At 38.8% G+C, this 19,468-nt stretch carries 11 protein-coding genes, 3 tRNA genes and 1 riboswitch; all 14 genes read right to left on the reverse strand.

Going from position 1 to position 19,468, the window contains the following annotated elements; translation table 11 throughout:
* Window positions 1–68: 68 nt before the first annotated feature.
* Complete coding sequence (locus VPHSUH08_RS07160; RefSeq protein ID WP_105087085.1) at window positions 69–836, reverse strand: LamB/YcsF family protein; 768 nt, start codon at window positions 834–836, stop codon at window positions 69–71.
* A 181-nt stretch (window positions 837–1,017) separates the two neighbouring features.
* A complete protein-coding gene (gene thiE / locus VPHSUH08_RS07165) occupies window positions 1,018–1,665 on the reverse strand; it encodes a thiamine phosphate synthase (protein WP_105087086.1) in 648 nt (215 codons plus the stop codon).
* Window positions 1,666–2,304 (reverse strand): sulfur carrier protein ThiS adenylyltransferase ThiF, encoded by a 639-nt coding sequence (gene thiF, locus VPHSUH08_RS07170; RefSeq protein WP_105087087.1) that lies wholly within the window; start codon window positions 2,302–2,304, stop codon window positions 1,666–1,668.
* A gap of 12 nt (window positions 2,305–2,316) precedes the next feature.
* The gene (gene thiH / locus VPHSUH08_RS07175; RefSeq protein ID WP_105087088.1) at window positions 2,317–3,417 is read right to left on the reverse strand and encodes a 2-iminoacetate synthase ThiH; all 1,101 of its coding nucleotides are present in this window, start codon (window positions 3,415–3,417) and stop codon (window positions 2,317–2,319) included.
* A gap of 9 nt (window positions 3,418–3,426) precedes the next feature.
* Window positions 3,427–4,197: a thiazole synthase gene (locus VPHSUH08_RS07180; RefSeq protein WP_105087089.1), complete on the reverse strand. Its 771-nt coding sequence runs from the start codon at window positions 4,195–4,197 to the stop codon at window positions 3,427–3,429.
* A 1-nt stretch (window position 4,198) separates the two neighbouring features.
* Entirely contained in the window at window positions 4,199–4,396 is a 198-nt protein-coding gene (thiS, locus tag VPHSUH08_RS07185; RefSeq protein ID WP_105087090.1) for a sulfur carrier protein ThiS, read from the reverse strand.
* A gap of 23 nt (window positions 4,397–4,419) precedes the next feature.
* Window positions 4,420–5,724: a phosphomethylpyrimidine synthase ThiC gene (thiC, locus tag VPHSUH08_RS07190; protein ID WP_105087091.1), complete on the reverse strand. Its 1,305-nt coding sequence runs from the start codon at window positions 5,722–5,724 to the stop codon at window positions 4,420–4,422.
* A 78-nt stretch (window positions 5,725–5,802) separates the two neighbouring features.
* A riboswitch (TPP riboswitch) is annotated at window positions 5,803–5,910 on the reverse strand.
* Window positions 5,911–5,987: 77 nt separating this feature from the next.
* Window positions 5,988–8,141, reverse strand: a complete 2,154-nt coding sequence (locus tag VPHSUH08_RS07195) for an ATP-dependent Clp protease ATP-binding subunit (RefSeq protein WP_105087092.1) — start codon at window positions 8,139–8,141, stop codon at window positions 5,988–5,990.
* A gap of 274 nt (window positions 8,142–8,415) precedes the next feature.
* Window positions 8,416–9,615: a type I restriction enzyme HsdR N-terminal domain-containing protein gene (locus VPHSUH08_RS07200; RefSeq protein ID WP_105087093.1), complete on the reverse strand. Its 1,200-nt coding sequence runs from the start codon at window positions 9,613–9,615 to the stop codon at window positions 8,416–8,418.
* A gap of 57 nt (window positions 9,616–9,672) precedes the next feature.
* Window positions 9,673–10,830: a type I restriction enzyme HsdR N-terminal domain-containing protein gene (locus tag VPHSUH08_RS07205; RefSeq protein WP_105087094.1), complete on the reverse strand. Its 1,158-nt coding sequence runs from the start codon at window positions 10,828–10,830 to the stop codon at window positions 9,673–9,675.
* A gap of 241 nt (window positions 10,831–11,071) precedes the next feature.
* Window positions 11,072–18,517: a YadA-like family protein gene (locus VPHSUH08_RS07210; RefSeq protein ID WP_105087095.1), complete on the reverse strand. Its 7,446-nt coding sequence runs from the start codon at window positions 18,515–18,517 to the stop codon at window positions 11,072–11,074.
* A 366-nt stretch (window positions 18,518–18,883) separates the two neighbouring features.
* Window positions 18,884–18,960, reverse strand: a tRNA-Arg gene (locus VPHSUH08_RS07215).
* 101 nt (window positions 18,961–19,061) lie between these two features.
* Window positions 19,062–19,135, reverse strand: a tRNA-Gly gene (locus VPHSUH08_RS07220).
* Between the two features lie 10 nt (window positions 19,136–19,145).
* A tRNA-Pro gene (locus tag VPHSUH08_RS07225) sits at window positions 19,146–19,222 on the reverse strand.
* Between the last annotated feature and the right edge of the window lie 246 nt (window positions 19,223–19,468).

Genomic DNA, 19,468 nt, shown 5'->3' on the forward strand with positions numbered 1-19,468 from the left:
TTTTAATACTTATATTCGTATTTTCTGTTAGTATTAATTAAGCATTTATTTTAATGTTCTTAATAGTGTTATCGGTGTTGAAAATTCGCCACCGTTATACCAGCTTTTGATAGCCCTTCCCGAATATACTTTGTGAAAGCTATCGCTTCAGGATTATCTCCATGAACACATATGGAATCTGCCACAATATCAATGGTCTTCCCCGTATTAGTAACGACCTTACCCTTTGTAACCATCATCAGTACTCGGTCTAAAGCCTCTTGTGGGTCTTTGATGAAAGCACCTACTTCTGTACGAGGGACCAATGTTCCCTCCTCTGTATAGCCACGATCGGCAAACACTTCCTGTATAACAGGAATACCTCGTCGCTGTGCCTCTTGAGCAATATAGCTACCACTCAATACCATGGCCGCGATATTAGGATTTACCGATTGTAAACCATCTAAAATTGCATCAGCTATTACAGGCGTAACACAAGCTGTATTGTAAAAGGCACCGTGTAACTTCATATGCTGTAAAGTAAGGTCATGACTATCACAAAAAGCTTGTAGTGCACCTAATTGGTATATCATATAGGCTTTTGCCTCCGCAGGATTTACTGCCATCGCACGACGACCAAATCCCATCAAATCTGGATAACCAGGATGTGCCCCTACGGCTACACCCTTTTCCTTACATATTCGGACAGTCGCATCCATAATAAGAGGATCTCCAGCGTGCCAACCACAGGCAATATTAGCACTTGTTACGTGATTTAATACTTCACTATCCATACCTAATGTATAATTACCAAAACTTTCTCCTAAATCACTATTTAAATCTACATAATGAGACATATACTATTACCTCTCCATCTTCATCTATTATATAAATTCTATAGAATATTGAATTTAATGATACGATTATACTAAATAAACCTATATCTTAGCAAGGATATTTATCAAATCTACAAAATTATTTTATAAATACAAAAACCACAAGATTTTAATCTTGTGGTTTTTATGTAAACTCAATTTTTTATCTCACTCTACTATATCCAGTCATAAGCTCATAAACCGTATTTTGTATATTGTCCGACTCTGTTATTTCAGAAACGGCACAAATAAAATCGGGATGCGCTTGCCAAACGGTATCAGCATTTGTAGTTTTAATTCCCCCAATAGCAACAATGGGAGCCTTACTAAACTGCTTTGCCCAATATATATAAGAAATGCCTACAGGATTAGCATTGGGTTTTGTTTGTGTAGAAAAAATAGGCCCTACCCCAATATAATCAATAACACCTATGTATCTGTTTGCCGCTTTTAGGTCAGATATACTATGGGTTGACCAGCCAATCAACATATTAGGCCCTACAATTCGTCTTACCGTATTGGGCGGCAAATCAGCTTGCCCAATATGAACACCATCAGCATGTACAGCCAGCGCAAGATCAACATAATCATCAATAATTAATAGAGCATGATAATTAGAGGTCAATCGTCTCAAAATCATAGCCTCCTGATATCGCAGAATAGGCGTTTTTCCCTTTTCACGATATTGTATAATTCGTATCCCTGCGCTTAGCATATCTTTTACAAGCGGAACTACATCTCGAGTACCACCCGTAATTCCATATATAGGGCAAGCATTCATTACCGCTGTTAGTTTGTCTTTTCTATTCACTTATTTCACCTCATTAAACATGGTGTTCTCTAGTAAAAGTGATAACGCTAGATCCGCCTGTTTTGCAGCAGCAATAGCTACACGAGGTGCATAAGGATACGCATCTTCTACACTGGAATGCTCGTCACCAACAATATATAAATTTTGACCTAGCTTTTTAGTTCGTAACGTATCAGAATTACCTATTCCAGCCAATCCGGATACCATGATTTTAGGTACATCTAGTGAGATTGTAGTTTCTAAAAACATAGATTTAGCTTCCACCGCATCAAAGGCTTCTATCAAAATATCGGCTTTTTTATAGATTTCAGGTATATTCTCGGTTGTCAATTTATCCTTATAAATCTTAACGATAACATTTGAATTAATAGCAGTTAACACATCTTGTAAAGCCTCTACCTTATACTGCCCCACATGACGCGAAAAATAGTATTGCCGATTTAAATTACTTAGCTCTACAATGTCATAATCTGCAATAATTAGATTTCGAATACCACTACGGACAAGATTAACAGCACAATTGGATCCCAATCCGCCAGCACCTAAAACGCCTACTACTGAATTCTGCAATTTACGAAACTCCTCAGGGCTATAGAAGTGGGATATAGCCGTTTCAAATTCGTTATTCATATGAGCCATACATATATCTCCTCATAGTGCCTGCCAATCTTTATAAATGGGTTGATACCCATTATTTTCGAGCATTGCAGCCATTTCACTTACGCTGCGATTGTCACTAATTGTAAATTGACTAGAATCATCTTGTTTTGTATGTCCCCCTACAGAGGTTGTTACGCCAGCTGAAACTTTTGTAATCCCCAGTCTCACCAGATTGTCACGCATATACTTGCTTTCACGAGAGGAAAGCGTAATTCCCACACGGGGAAACAAAAGACGCAAAGCCAAAATATATTGAACCAATGCCGTATCATCTACAGGATGTTTTGGTGAATAACCTACTGCACAAGGTCGAATTCTTGGAACGGAAACAGATAATTCTACATCTGGATAATGTTGCATAAGGTAATTAAGATGTAACATCGTCTTGTATGCCTCTCGACGCCATTCATCAAGGCCCATTAAAGCACCAATATTGACCACTCTAAATCCAGCCTGGCAAGCCAACTCAGGCGTATCAATCCGCTTTGCAAAATCACTCTTAGGTCCAAATGGATGTAATTGCGCATACAACGTAGGATTATATGTCTCTTGGAACATCGTCATTCCATCCGCTCCAACTGCAACTAATCCTCTATATTCCGCCAGCGTAAGCGAATACACCTCTACACTAACGCTACTAAAAATAGAAACCAATTTTTCTACGGCAGCCTGTATATACGACGGTGGACTACAAGATTTAGATTCACCGGTTAACACTAAAACTTGCTCTAATCCCGTTTCAGCGATTGCTTTCGACTCAAGCTCGATATCAGCTAAACTTAGCTTTTCACGGGCAATTCCACCATGATGACTATATCCACAATACACACAACCATTGTCGCAATAGTTTGAAATGTACATAGGCGTGAACAGCTGTATGGTATAACCAAATTGCTGTACCGTCCGTTCATGAGCCATCTGGGCCATATCTTCTAAATACAGCAGGGCTTGAGGTGATAATAGAATAAGTGCATCATCAATAGCTAACTTAGGTTTAGAGAGTGTTGAAAGTATTTCATCATCAGTTACTGCGCCTAATATGTCAGCTATATCTTCGTCGGAAACTCTTGAAAGTACATCTAAAAATGACATATCATCACCCTACTTTCGCAAGAAACCAGTTAACGGTGAAGATGCATTACCTACAGACTTCTTAGGTGCACATTTTGCAAGATATGCCTTGCGACCAGCCTCTACAGCATGATAAAAAGCCTGTGCCATGCCTACTGGGTCCGAACTCGTAGCAATAGCCGTATTAACAAGAACAGCACTAGCCCCCATTTCCATAGCTATTGTTGCATCAGAAGGACGTCCTATCCCTGCATCAACAATAATAGGCACATCAATAGAGTTGATTAAAATCTCTATCAATCCTTTTGCTTCAAGTCCACGATTACTACCAATAGGCGAAGCGAGAGGCATAACACAATTAGCACCAGCATCTACTAGTCGCTTTGCATCCATCAAATTAGGACTCATATAAGGAAAGACTATAAACCCTTCCTTTGCCAACACCTCGGTGGCTTTAATAGTCTCTAAATTATCGGGCATCAAATACATCTGGTCTTGAATGACTTCAATCTTAATCAAATTACCACAGCCTAATGCTTTTGCCATACGTGCAATGCGTATAGCCTCGTCTGCATTTCTAGCACCCGATGTATTCGGTAATAAATGCATTCTATCGGGGATATAGTTTATTATATCCTCCTCGCTTTGTGTTGTACCTACTCGCCTAAGAGCAACTGTCACAATATCTGATTGTGATGCTACTAATGCATCATGCATCAAATTATAGGATGCATATTTCCCTGTCCCCACTAACAAGCGACTAGAAAATGTTGTATTACCTACAGTAAATGAATCCAACATATCAACCACCTCCTACAAAGCTAACGATTTCTAATCTATCAGCAGCCGTTAATTTAGTGGTTGTATACGTTTCCTTACTAAGAATCTCGCCATTAAGCTCAACTACAAAGTGTTTACCGGCATACCCTAATTCATTAAGAACCAAATGAAGTTGCTCGTTTGAAACCTGCTTTGGCTCTCCATTAACAATTAAATCCATAGTGACCTCCCATATGAAAAAGCTTATAAAATATCAATATATTCTTCTTGTAAAGCTTTATTCATACTGCGTACAGCACAAAACTTGCCACACATCGAACAGGTTTCACCATGATCTTCCTCCGGTGCTCTACTTTCACGAATAGAACGAGCCCGTTCCGAATCAAGGGCACAAGCATATTGTGACTCCCAATCGAGAACTTGACGTGCCTTAGCCATAGTGTCATCTATATCTCTTGCATTAGGAATACCACGAGCAATATCTGCAGCATGCGCCGCTATTTTGAAAGCCATAATTCCGTCTTTTACATCATCTGCATTTGGTAAGGCTAAATGTTCCGCTGGTGTAACGTAGCATAAGAAGGACGCACCATGCATACCCGCTACAGCGCCACCAATAGCAGCCGTAATATGGTCATAGCCTGGAGCAATATCTGTGACGAGCGGTCCCAATACATAGAATGGCGCTCCATCACATAAAGATTCTTGAACTTCCATATTCATTTGTATTTGATGTAAAGGTACATGCCCAGGTCCTTCAATCATAGCTTGTACACCATATTGTTTCGCTCGTTTTGCCAATTCACCAAGCCTTACAAGCTCTTCAATTTGGCACACATCAGTTGCATCCGCCAAGCAACCTGGACGACAAGCATCACCTAAAGACAACGTAACATCATATTCTTTGCAAATCTTTAAGATTTCATCAAAGTATTCGTAGAATGGATTTTCATGACCTGTCATGCTCATCCACGCAAATACCAAACTGCCTCCGCGACTAACAATATTAAGCAACCGTTTATGATTCTTGATTTGATCTATTGTTTTTCTCGTAATACCACTGTGGATAGTAATAAAATCTACACCATCTTGAGCGTGTAATCGGATAGTGTCCAAGAAGTCTTGAGCCGTTAATTCACCCAAATCTTTTTGATGATGAATAACACTATCATAGATAGGCACCGTACCAATCATTACTGGCGATGTCTCGATTAATTTACGTCTAAAAATACGAGTATCACCATGAGTTGAAAGGTCCATGATCGACTCTGCTCCAAGTCGAATGGCTCGATTAACCTTTTCAATTTCACTATCATAATCAGTAACGTCTTTCGATGTACCTAAATTAACATTAACTTTCGTTCTAAGACGCTTACCAATCCCCTCTGGCGAAATGCTAGTATGTTGCTTGTTACAAGGAATAACAACCTTTCCTGCTGCCACTAGTGAACGTAATACGTCTTCATCCATACATTCTTTTTCCGCGACAACTTTCATTTCCTTCGTAACTACACCAGCCACAGCCGATTCCAATTGTGTCATAAACATTTTTACATCCTCCTATATAAAAGACATATATAGTTAGGTATGCAAAAACGGGTATCGAACAAAATGATCGATACCCGTATTAAGTATTAGCGTGCTTCCTACGCGGGCATGATCCCGATCAGGTATAAAGGTCAGGTGCTCGCAGCCCTTTCTCAGCCTATATAATAGGCTCCCTTGCATACTCACTATATAATTATGCTATTAATATTACTACTTTATTCAGATTTGTCAAATGATTATTCCGACACTTATACGTCTATTGTTTATTTCTCAGCCTTATCTTGGTCTTTACTATCATCGAAATCTGCTTTTTCAGAGATTGCAATGTGTCCATCCTTAACATCAGCAAGCAAGTGTTTTACATCGATATTATCCAAGTAGAAATCTGTTACATTATCTCGGATTTCAGATTCCACAACACGGCGTAACGGACGAGCGCCCATAGTTTTATCATACCCTTGTTCCATCAACAATTCTTTAGCTGCATCAGTTACATCAAGAGTAATGTCTTTCTTAGCCAAAGTCTTATTAACTTGATCGAGCATTAAATCTACGATTTTTTTCAAATCTTCTTTGCTTAATTGATTGAACTCGATAACTGCGTTGAAACGGTTCAAGAACTCTGGACGGAAGAATGGCGCGATGCGTTCCATTACATCTACTTTATTTTCATCATCACTGTCATTACCATAACCGAAACCTGCATTGGATGTAGCGATGATAACAGTATTTTTAAAGTTTACTGTGTTACCTTGACCATCTGTTAAGCGACCATCGTCCAATACTTGTAAAAGTAATGTAATAACTTGAGGGTCTGCTTTTTCGATTTCATCGAATAATACGATGGAATAAGGATTACGACGTACGCGTTCAGTCAATGTATTAGAGTTATCTTCATAACCAACATAACCAGCTGTAGCGCCGATTAATTTAGATACGGCTGTGCGATCACTATATTCGGACATATCCAAGCGAATGATTGCATCTTTGTTACCAAACATATCTAAAGCTAATTGTTTAGCTAATTCTGTTTTACCTACGCCAGTAGGACCTACGAATAAGAAGCTACCGATTGGACGGTTACCTTCGTCAAAGCCTGCACGGTTACGACGAATTGCTTTAGATACAGCTTCTACTGCTTTATCTTGACCAATTACATGAGCTTCTAAACGAGATTTCATGTCTTTCAAGCGTTCGATATCGGATGCTCCCATTTGAGATACAGGGATACCTGTCATTCTTTCAACGGCTTCTGCTACATCGTTAACCTTAGCCACTACCTTTTGATTTTCTGTATGGTTATCAAGCTCTGCTTGTAACTTTTGAATACGCATTTTTTCATTAATCGCAGATTCATAGTCTTCTTTTTGAGCATATTCCTCTTGTTTTGCTTTAGCATCTGCAATATCGGCTTCCAATGTTTTAATATCTGTTACAGGATGTTGAGATGCCAAGTGAGCTGCTGTTACATCGATTAAGTCGATAGCTTTATCAGGCAAGCTACGTTGTGGAATATATTGTACGGAATAATCTACAGCTGCTTTCAACACCGCATCTGGCAATTCAATATTATGATGCGCTTCGTACAATGGACGAATGCCTTGTAAGATTTTGAAAGTATCCTCTGCAGATGGCGCATTTACCTTGACTTCATTAAAACGACGAGCGAGAGCCGCGTTTTTCATGATTGTATTACGGTATTCATCTTGTGTTGTAGCACCAATAACAGTCATTTCACCACGAGACAAAGCAGGTTTTAAGATATCTGCCAAGCCTTTGGACCCTTGACCATCACCTGTGGAACCAGCACCCAAAATTTGGTGAATTTCATCGAAGAACAAAATAATATTGCCAGCGGCTTTTACCTCTTTAATAAGGTTTTGAATATTTTCTTCGAAAGAACCACGGTATTGAGTACCAGCTTCCAATCCGGAAATATCAATGGAAATGATTTCTTTATTTTTAATAGCTGCTGGAACATCACCATTTACAATAGCTTGTGCCAAGCCTTCTACTACTGCAGTTTTACCAACACCAGCATCACCTACAAGTACAGGATTATTTTTAGTACGACGTGCTAAGATTTCTGCTGTTTCTTGGATTTCTTTATTACGACCAATTACAGGATCAAGTTTACCATCACGAGCTTGTTGAGTTAAGTTTGTCCCCAAACGAGCAAGGATACCATCTTGTTTAATTTTACCTTGTTGCGCAGCTTGAGCAGCTTGCATTTCTTCATTAGATGGTAATCGACCAGTTTGACGATAAAACGCAAATTCTTCTGGAGTTACTTCGCGACCATTAATCTTATAACTACGTCGTTCTGTGGAATAACCACCCATATTACCCATCAATTGATTAAACAAATCATTCATGCTAGAAAATTCATTACCAAAGTTGTTAAAGTTGTTGTTCATATATTTTACCCCCTCATACATCATAGAGTTTAACTATTTGACTAATACTATTTTTACTGGGTTTATTTACCCTACGACATTATAATAACCCTTAAAAGTCAAAAAGTCAATATGTCAAAGTGTATTTTTTGACTTTTATTTTGACCAATTCGATTTATGAGGAAAGAATGTAGATAAATACTGGATTTATAGGGCGCAATTAAAATTAAACTTTTGAGTGATTTATTATAAATGCAAAAAAGACCATTCGTCGAATGGTCTTTTATTAACAATATTACTTTGATTTTTTATATTCTGCTCTAAATCCATCACGAAGTACTGCATAACGTAGTAAATTCCTTATAAATGATTGTACATTAGGATCGCTCCACTCTAATAAACGAGAATTATTTAAACATCCAAGAAATATTTCATCACCATGAACAAGCTCAGGCGCCCGCTCCTTAATATATGCAATAACATCTGCTCTTTTAGCTGCGCCCCCTTTACCTCTTGTTAAAGAACCGTTATGTACTATATCTACTATATTAGTAATCGGATTATATCGACAATACCGATCTAAATTTAATTGAAGGGAATGATGCCGCGATTCTTTATTAGCTATAGATATATTAAGTTGAGTAGAGCCACTTCTATTCCCCCAGTGTGGATCATTTTCAGTATGTATAGTTCCACAAATACTAATACCAAGCACTTCATCTTTATTCATATGGTCTTTTGCAATAAATAAGCGAGACCAAACCTGATAATTGCCACCGCCACTATTACCAAAGTGTGGCATACTTACATAGCAATCCTCTGTTACACCTATATTTTTTAATACATCATTCTTTTTAATTTCCTTATGCAAAATTAAATTAATTAGGTTTAAAGCAACCCCTCTGATATATTTAGGCGTATATTCACTAATATCCCCATGCTCTGCAAATGCCTCTTGAAACTCATCAGACATAAGTTCTTCATATTTATATGCCTCAAAGGGTTCTGGCTCGACAAAAGAAATTTCTTTTATTAAAAGCTCCTCTAATAAAGGAATATCCTTAACTTCATGATATGCCCCATCATTATAATAATATATAATTGCCTCCACACCATTAACCAGCATAATATAATCAGCACTAAGTATTTCTCTATATCCTGAAGCCTGATTAAATACTTCATCACCTAGCACGTTAATATGAGGCGCCTTACATTCTATAATCATCAATACATCTGTACACTCATCATCACGGTAGACAACAATATCTGCTCTTCCACGTAATCCCTTTTTAGTATGTGCCATTGATTCTTCTACAAAAATCCGATTAATAGGTATTCCTAATTCTTGTTGCAAGAATACAATTGTTTTTTGGCGAACACACTCCTCCGGTGTCGCAGCTAACAAAAAACAACGTATTGGATCATATATACAGTCTCCATCCCGTTGAAATTTTTCAAGTTCTATCTTATCAAAAATCTCTTCTATATACTTCATAATAGATTATCTCCTCAAATCATTTACTTGTTCTCAACAACTATAAATTTATAGATATTACTTCCTTTTATATTTTGCACGCACTTCATCACGAAGTATTCCATATCGAAGTAAATTATTTATAAAGTTTTGAACATCAAAATGCTCCCATTCCAACAACCTAGAATTATCTATACTACCAAGATATACTTTATTCTCTCTAATTAAATCTGGTGCTTTATCCTTTACATAATCTATAACAACTTGGTGTTTCATAGATCCACCTCTACCAAACGATAGGGCTCCATTATGTGTAACAGTTATCATATTGGTAACTGGATTATACTCACAAAATTTATCCAGATCTAATTGTAAAGTATGATGTTTATTTTTCTTGTTCGTTATTGATACATTTAACTGTGTATTATAATAACCAATCATACTAAGACCCCAAATTAAGTCTTTATTCTTATTATCTTTAGCGATAAACAAACGGGTCAACTCTTGATAGTTATAACCAGCACTATTTCCAAACCTAGTTCTTTTTACACCAAAATCCTCTGACACACCTATCCCAATTAAATCATCATGATTAATAGCAGTTTTTAGTAAAATTAAATTTAAGAAATTAAGTGCAAATAATTTTATATCATGGTATGTAGAATCACCTAAATAATTTTCTTTTTGGAATGCACGTTGAAGGTCCTTTGACAAAATATCATGATAACTATATGATTTTATCGGCAATGCTCGAGCATACTCTACTTCATCATTTAAAAGTTCTCTATAAGAAGGAATACCTTCAATTTCTATAGCAAGTCCAGAATTATATTTATACATTATAATCTGATGCCCATTAATCAGCATATAATAATCAGCATTAAGAATTTTAAGATATCCTTCTGCCTGCTCACGTACTATATAACAAGATACATCCACCTCAGGGGCCTTACATTCGATTACTAAAAGTGCATCTTTTTTCTTATCATCCCTATAAACAACTATATCTGCTCTTCCCCGTTTTCCTCTTTTCACATGAGCCATAGACTCTTCAACGCTAATCCTCTCAAGTGGCACTCCTAAGTCACTCTGTAAAAAATGAATTGTTTTTTGCCGTACCACCTCTTCTGGTGTGCATTGGACAAATATATTTCGTATAGGATCAGCAAAGGATGTTCCTCCCGGTTTATATTTCTGTAATCTGATATTATTAAATATCTTTTCTATATTTTCCACAATATAAATCCCCTTATAACAGCTGTTCGAAGTTCATTATTCCTTCATTTTTAACATTATATCATACATAAATATTAGTAGTCTTATAAAGGGACACTACAGTTAAAACCAAAAAGGTTCCGTATTTCAGTTGAGGCTTATCGACCATCAACTTCCTACGGAACCTTTTCCCTTTACGACATCGGATAACACTACAAGAATGCTATAGCGAAATCATCATTTTAATTACTATATTTAGTTATTAACCTTTAGTTGCTAGTAAACTATTAACCATAGCTTTCAATGATTCGATTTCAGCTTGTTGTTTATCCAATACTTCCTTCTGTCTACTATTCTCTTGTTTCAAAGAGGTCATTTCATCCTGCATCACATAAATGGAGCTGATTGGACCGCCTTTGTAGCGTTCTGATACAGCTTTTTTAGCATCGCTGTTACCAAACTTGTGAGTATAGCCGGCATTGATCATATTATGACGTCCACCTACGGAAACACCCACGTTGAACATTGTATCTTCATTAGTATAATGAGCAAGACCTAATGCTGCTGCACTCTTACCACGATAGTTACCATATCCGGCCATCACTTGAGTTGGCTCTAATGGATCATATTGAATTGGTTTCAACGCTGACATAGCCGCCGCATGAGCGCCTACTCGTTGTGTTTCGGTTTCAACATTAGCAATTGCATTAGCAAGCTGAGCATTAGATTTTTTCAATTGACCAAGGTTAACTGCATCTGTATCTGCTGTACCAGCTGCAACGCCCTTGATTTGATTGTTGCCATTATTCAAGCCTTCAGTAGTCAAAGACACTGTACCAGCATTTGGATTTTGCGGATTAGCAGGTGTGATAGTCACGCCAGAGCCATTTACAACAGAGGTATTTCCTGCTGCATCTTTGCTCTTAATAGTGTCACCTTTCATAACAGTGGATCCGCCATTATCGTCCTTCACTTCTACACTGGACAAACCATTTAAATCTTTAGCTAATTGTACTTGTAACTTGCCGTCTTTTGCATTAACGCCGATATTGTTATCAGTCAATTTCGCTGCGTCAGCACCACCAACAATTTCGAGTTTTTCATTCAATGTCTTATCGATAACTGTATTTCCGTTATCACCAGCGAAATGTAAACCATCGTTCATTGTTGCTACGGTTTCTTTAACAGAATTGCCGTTAGCGTCTTTCGTTTCATAAACGATACGATCTTTACCAGCACCAGTACCTGTCAAGCCGTCAGCACCTTTAGCCGCTGTAATAGATGCATTCGCACCATCTTTACCGCGTACGCCCATAGTGCCGTCAGCACCGTTCAATACAACGCCCGGTTTATCATTTGCTACATCGCCTACGGATACACTTTCAAGGCCTGTCATGTTTTTATTCAAGGAATACGTGAAAGTTGTACCTGTTTGGTTAATAGTGAGGTTATCACCGGCACGGAATTCTACTTCCGTTTTGTCCCCCACTTTAGTGGCTGTGTTATTACCTGTTGCTTGACCTGTACCTACGGCACTGCTCTTCGCCAACCAGCCGAAGTCCGCTACCTTATCTTCTACGGCCATCACACGAGTATCTACCGCTTGAATTTGGTCTTCTGTCGCTGCTTGACCGCTCACAGGAGCCTGCCCACGAGTCCATGTCTTATTGGATAAACCATTCACAGTACCTTTGTTGTCCTTGTTAACAGTTACATCGCCCGCTTTGAGGTCTTTACCTTCTACAGTACCTTCGGATGTGATATTGCCTTTAGTCTTGATGCTACCATCAGTTCCGTCAAGAACAATATTACCATTGCCCAAGTTAACTTTATCCGCCAATTTGATATCGTAATTTGTATGACCATCAGCAGGATCTACAGTTTCTTCTAGTACCAAATTCGGAGTTTCTGTATTCTTCTTATTAACAGATACTGTCGTTTTGGATGCTGCTGCCGCTTTCTTCACATCACCGATGTTTGCCGCATTCGTATCAACATCACCACCACTCGCTACATTGGAGATAACTTTACCACCATTGTTTAAGCCTTTATCGGTAAGAGATATTTCGTTAGCACCTGGATTAATGGTCATGCCTTTAGGACCGTATTGAGTTGTATTCGTACCGTCTGTCACAGTCGTGCCTGCACCACTGATTGTGGATACTGCATTACCGTTTTTGAATTGAGCGCTAGTCAAGTCATTCAATTCTTTAGACAATTGTACATGCAACTTACCGTCTTTCGCATTAACACCGATATTGTTATCGGACAATTTCGCTGCGTCAGCGCCACCAACGATTTCGATTTTTTGATTCAATGTCTTATCGATAACTGTATTTCCGTTATCACCAGCGAAATGTAAGCCGTCGTTCATAGTCGCTACGGTTTCTTTTACAGAATTGCCGTTAGCGTCTTTCGTTTCATAAACGATACGATCTTTACCAGTACCTGTACTTGTCAAACCGTCAGCACCTTTAGCCGCTGTAATAGATGCATTTGCACCATCTTTACCGCGTACGCCCATAGTGCCGTCAGCACCATTCAATACAACGCCTGGTTTATCATTTGCCACATCACCTACAGATACACTTTCAAGGCCTGTCATGTTTTTATTCAAGGAATACGTGAAAGTAGTACCTGTTTGATCAATAGTGAGGTTATCACCGGCACGGAATTCTACTTCCGTTTTATCGCCAACCTTAGTCGCCACATTATTACCTGTCGCTTGGCCTGTACCTGTAGCACTGCTCTTCGCCATCCAGCCAAAGTCCGCTACCTTATCTTCTACGGCCATCACACGAGTATCTACCGCTTGGATTTGGTCTTCTGTCGCTGCTTGACCGCTCACAGGAGCCTGTCCACGAGTCCAAGTCTTATTCGATAAACCGTTCACAGTACCTTTGTTGTCCTTGTTAACAGTTACATCACCCGCTTTGAGGTCTTTACCTTCTACAGTGCCTTCGGATGTAATATTACCTTTAGTCTTAACAGTACCATCTGCACCATCAAGTACAACCTTATCATTTCCTAAGTTAACTTTATTTGCCAACTTGATATCGTAATTCGTATGACCATCAGTAGGATCTACGGTTGCTTCTAGTACCAAATTCGGAGTTTCTGTATCTTTCTTATTAACAGATACTGTCGTTTTGGATGCTGCAGTCGCTTTCTTCACATCACCAATGTTCGCCGCATTAGTATCAACATCACCGCCGCTCGCTACATTGGAGATGACTTTGCCACCATTGTTTAAGCCTTTATCGGTAAGAGATATTTCATTCGCACCTGGATTAATGGTCATACCTTTAGGACCATATTGTGTTGTGTTCGTACCGTCTGTCACAGTTGTGCCTGCACCACTGATTGTGGACACTGCATTACCATTTTTGAATTGAGCGCTAGTCAAGTCATTTAATTCTTTAGACAATTGCACGTGCAACTTACCGTTTTTCGCATTAACACCGATATTGTTATCGGACAATTTCGTTGCATCAGCACCACCAACAACTTCTAGCTTTTGATTCAATGTCTTATTAATAACTTCAGGATTATTATCGCCACCGAATTGCAAACCGTCTTTTAATGTTGCTACCTGTTCTTCAGTACCAGCTGCATTAGTATAAACAATGCGATCCGCTTGGTCTGTTTCACCTACATGAGCATCACCTTTTCCAGTCCTAATAGTTGCCTTTGCACCATCCGGATTTGTAAGACCTAAACTAGTCATATCAGAGATCTCTTTATTTAAGGAGAATGTAATATCTCTACCAGTTTGGTTTACATTTAGGTTATTACCTGCTTTAAAAGTCACTGTATCAGACCCTGTTACAGTACTTGTGGAGTCACCAGAATGAGTTCCGCCATCAGCAGCAGTAGCGACATTCCATGTTGCCAAGGTCTTAACCTTCTGTTCGCCTTCCGGTGTAAGATTATCTAGCTTATTCGTTGCGGCGTTATTGATTTTAGCCTTTGTATCATCATTGATATCAACAGTTACAACCCCATCTGCAGCAGTTGTAGCAGTCGTCATAGTACCGTTTTTAAAGTTCAAACCTTTCTTTAATGTAACGGTCTTATCTGCACCATCATTATCCTTATAAGTCAGGATAGTAGATTCTGCTACCTTAGTTGGATCGATACCAATTTTGTAAGTTGCTGTATCTTTGTCCGCACTAAGCTCCGGTGTCACAGTAATCGGGCCATTAGGATCCGCTGCTGCCATTGTAACTGCTTTAACAGCCTCTTGTTTAACTGCTTTTTCTGTCACGGTTACTGTTACATCATCACCAGCTGCAGAAGTCGTTACAAGGCCTGCACCTTTTACATTAAACTTAACATCACCTGTACTTAAGGATTTTTCTGTTGTATTACCTGTATCGCCACCTAAGGAAATCTTACGAGCCAAGGCTGCCGTATTAGTTGCAATGTTCTGCGTATTGATTGCAATATTACCTTTATTTGTGGCAATTTCTGTAGCATTTTTCGTGATATTGTCCGCATTCTTTGCAATATTATCCTTGTTCTTATCGATATTAGCCTTATTCGTAGCAATATCATCTTTATTTGTTGCTACTTGTGTATCAACAGCTTTCAATTGATCTTCTGTTGCCGCACGGCCACTAACAGGAGTTGTAGTACCAGGTGTCCAGGACGTATTAGTAAGCCCTTCAACTGCAGGCGCTGTCACTTTTGAACCAGCTGTTACACTGTTAAACGTCACATCATCTTTTGTTGCAACGGTGAAAGTTTTGCCATTTTGCGTAATAGCGATATTAGAACCATCATTAAATGTAACGGTATCGCCACCTGTTACTGTTTCAGCATTGCTGTTATTAGCCTTTACCTTCCATGCGGACAAGCTCTTAACCTTTTGTTCACCATCTGGTGTAAGGTTATCTAGCTTGTTCGTTGCGGCGTTATTGATTTTAGCCTTTGTATCATCATTGATATCAACAGTTACGACTCCATCTGCAGCAGTAGTAGCAGTCGTCATAGTACCGTTCTTAAAGTTCAAGCCCTTCTTTAATGTAACGGTCTTATCTGCCCCATCATTATCCTTATAGGTCAAGTTAGTAGTCTCTGCTACTTTAGTTGGATCGATACCAACTTTGTAAGTTGCTGTATCTTTGTCCGCACTAAGCTCAGGTGTCACAGTAATTGGACCATTAGGATCCGCTATTGCCATTGTAACCGCTTTAACAGCTTCTTGTTTAACTGCTTTTTCTGTCACGGTTACTGTTACATCATCACCGGCTGCAGAAGTCGTTACAAGGCCTGCACCTTTCACATTAAACTTCACATCTCCTGTACTTAAGGATTTTTCTGTTGTGCTACCAGTATTACCACCTAAAGAGATTTTACGAGCCAAAGCTGCCGTGTTGGTTGCAATATTACCTTTATTTGTAGCAATTTCTGCAGCATTTTTCGTGATATTGTCCGCATTCTTTGCAATATTGTCCTTATTCTTATCGATATTAGCCTTATTCGTAGCAATATCATCTTTATTTGTTGCTACTTGTGTATCAACGGCTTTCAATTGATCTTCTGTTGCCGCACGGCCACTAACAGGAGTTGTAGTACCAGGTGTCCAGGACGTATTAGTAAGCCCTTCTACCGCAAGTGTTGTCACCTTTGTCGTAGCTGTTACAGTATTAAAGTTTACATCATTTTTAGTCGCTACAGTAAATGTCTTGCCATTTTGAGTAATAGCAATATTGGATCCATCATTAAATGTAACGGTATCTCCACCTGTTACTGTTTCAGCATTACTGTTATTAGCCTTTACCTTCCATGCAGATAAGCTCTTAACCTTTTGTTCACCATCTGATGTAAGATTATCTAGCTTATTCGTTGCAGCGTTATTAATTTTAGCCTTTGTATCATCATTGATATCAACAGTTACGACCCCATCTGCAGCAGTAGTAGCAGTCGTCATAGTACCGTTCTTAAAGTTCAAGCCTTTCTTTAATGTAACGGTCTTATCTGCACCATCATTATCCTTATAGGTCAAGTTAGTAGTTTCTGCTACCTTAGTTGGATCGATACCAATTTTGTAAGTTGCCGTATCTTTATCTGCGCTAAGCTGAGGTGTCACAGTAATCGCACCATTAGGATCCGCTGCTGCCATTGTAACCGCTTTAACAGCTTCTTGTTTAACTGCTTTTTCAGACACAGTTACGGTTACATCTTTACCAGATGCAGTAGTTTTAGCAAGACCAGCACCTTTAATATTTAAAGTACTATTAGCAAGATTAACATCACCTGTGCCGGTATCTCCAGCTACTTTCAAATTCACACTCTTTAACTGTGCCACATTTACAGCATCTGTATCAGCTGTACCAGCAGCTACCCCTGTGATTTGCCGTGTATTCGTCTCATTACCTACAGCAAAGGCACCTAAAGTAGATGTCAATGCTTTACCGGATAAAGAGCCATATTTATCGGTTCTAGAGTCATTTACATCATAGCCTGCTACACCGCTAGCTGTGCTTGCTTTAGACTGTGAACCTATAGCTACACCATTCGCTACAGTAACAGTTGCACCACTACCTAAAGCAGTCCCTTTAATAGCAGCAGTTGTTGTAGAAGCATCAGGACCTATAGCCATAGAATCAGTTGCCGCTGCACCTTTATTAGATTTATTCCCAGCCAAATCAGAATTAATAGAAATATATTTAGATAAAGTCTTCTCAGCTATTGCATATAATTGAGAGCCATTCACCGCATCGGTAGAAGTTGCACTAACAATACCAGGTGCTACATTTTTGAGCTGACGTTCATAACCAGGAGCACCGAAGGATACAACGTCACCAGGCAACACATTTTCACCACCGGCCCAGTTAACCGTATCTCCATTACTCATAGTATAGCTTGTTTGTGCCACACCCGCTGCATCAGTATTAGCACCACCACCGATTGCAATGGAGTTATCCCGATTAGCTTTGGCACCGGCACCGATAGCGATAGCATTAACTACATTACCAGCCTTACCATCTAGGCGAGTAGCAGAATCCGCCCCCATGCCGAGAGAAAGACCCAAGTCACCGGCTTTAGTTTTCATACCAATGGCAGTCCCTGCATGACTAGCTGTAGCAGTTATGTATTGAGGTAGTTGGATATTCGCCAAATCTATAGATGCCTGTCTCAATGTACCCGTTTTTGCTTGTCCAGTGTTAATATCTGTATAAGTTACAGTTCTAGCGAATGCGACCTCTACGTCATCACCTCCGACTACAATAGAAGAATCCCCACTAGCTACAGTATTACCACCGATAGCAATAGATTGAGAACCCGTCGCTTTAGCACCACTATCATCAGAAGCTCCACCGATAGCAATTGCCTGATCTTCTGTTGCTCGAGAATGTCCACCGATAGAAACACTATTATTACCACTAGCAATAATCCCAGAGCCAATACCAATTGCCCTATACCCATCAACTGAAGAAGTTCTAAATTGACTGCTTGTCCCTATAACTATACTAGACATATTACTTGTAGTTGCATACTGACCGATTTTAATAGAGCCTTTGTCTGTTAGCTCCGACGGTAAAGTCGCCCCCATAACATGAGCTGCACCACCAGTTACCGCCAACACAGCAAAAACACTAGTCAATACAGCCTTTTTAGCACTATAATTATTTGCTATCTCAGACACAACTACATAACACTCTTTGCTTTTACTCCAAATCACCTTGAAAATCTTATTCATGAAACACTCCTATTACAACTATAACCTAGATATCCATTTATAAAACCTCATACATGCATATGAAAGCTTATAATTAATCATAATATTAATAATTATATAAGATTTTCAATATAACAATCAAGATAATTTCATTTTTTATTCATGCTTTATCATCATATAAGAATCCAGTATTTACAGTATTATTTTAATTCTATTTTAGACTTTTGCCATCTTATAAGTACATTATTTTACTCATTCATATATTAGTTTATGAAATTTTATTCATTTTTAATGCAGATTTATCTTTTTACAGTTTTTTTATATGTAACTATGCTAAAAACGCAAACAAAAACGGATAGCTCATTACGAACTATCCGCTTATTTCTTTGGTGATCCAGGAGGGATTCGAACCCCCGACCCACGGCTTAGAAGGCCGTTGCTCTATCCAACTGAGCTACTGAACCATGTGGATTCCCTATATAATTATCTATTATAGTATAAATTATGTACTATGTATCGTCAACTACACCCTATCTTAGTATACCCTAAAAAAGGCAAAAAAAAATGGAGCGGGTGAAGGGAATCGAACCCTCGCGACCAGCTTGGAAGGCTGGGGCTCTACCATTGAGCTACACCCGCAAATAAAAAATGGTCGGAGCAGCAGGATTCGAACCTGCGACCCCCTGGTCCCAAGCCAGGTGCGCTACCAAACTGCGCTATGCCCCGTCATTAATTACTTTGCTATTATAGCAAACCCGGTAGTTGATGTCAACCACTACTCTTGCTGAGTTCTTACTCTTTCAAGTATCGCTCTGCAACGAAAATTATTATATCATTGATAGAAACTAGTGACAAGTACTTTTTTACAACTTCATTAATTTTTTTACTGATACATTAATACATTCTTTAATATATATCTATCCTTACTTCTATTATCCTATACGCCTACGCCTCTATATCATTTTAATCTAT

The organism is Veillonella sp. S13054-11 (genome assembly GCF_002959795.1).
In the GTDB taxonomy this organism is placed as follows: domain Bacteria; phylum Bacillota; class Negativicutes; order Veillonellales; family Veillonellaceae; genus Veillonella; species Veillonella parvula_E.

What these genes read in the sequence shown, in the direction of transcription:
- VPHSUH08_RS07160 (WP_105087085.1), bottom strand. Translation starts at nt 836, where the DNA reads ATGTCTCATTATGTAGATTTAAATAGTGATTTAGGAGAAAGTTTTGGT.
- thiS (WP_105087090.1), bottom strand. Translation starts at nt 4,396, where the DNA reads ATGGATTTAATTGTTAATGGAGAGCCAAAGCAGGTTTCAAACGAGCAA.
- VPHSUH08_RS07180 (WP_105087089.1), bottom strand. Translation starts at nt 4,197, where the DNA reads ATGTTGGATTCATTTACTGTAGGTAATACAACATTTTCTAGTCGCTTG.
- VPHSUH08_RS07200 (WP_105087093.1), bottom strand. Translation starts at nt 9,615, where the DNA reads ATGAAGTATATAGAAGAGATTTTTGATAAGATAGAACTTGAAAAATTT.
- thiH (WP_105087088.1), bottom strand. Translation starts at nt 3,417, where the DNA reads ATGTCATTTTTAGATGTACTTTCAAGAGTTTCCGACGAAGATATAGCT.
- VPHSUH08_RS07195 (WP_105087092.1), bottom strand. Translation starts at nt 8,141, where the DNA reads ATGAACAACAACTTTAACAACTTTGGTAATGAATTTTCTAGCATGAAT.
- thiF (WP_105087087.1), bottom strand. Translation starts at nt 2,304, where the DNA reads ATGGCTCATATGAATAACGAATTTGAAACGGCTATATCCCACTTCTAT.
- VPHSUH08_RS07210 (WP_105087095.1), bottom strand. Translation starts at nt 18,517, where the DNA reads ATGAATAAGATTTTCAAGGTGATTTGGAGTAAAAGCAAAGAGTGTTAT.
- thiC (WP_105087091.1), bottom strand. Translation starts at nt 5,724, where the DNA reads ATGTTTATGACACAATTGGAATCGGCTGTGGCTGGTGTAGTTACGAAG.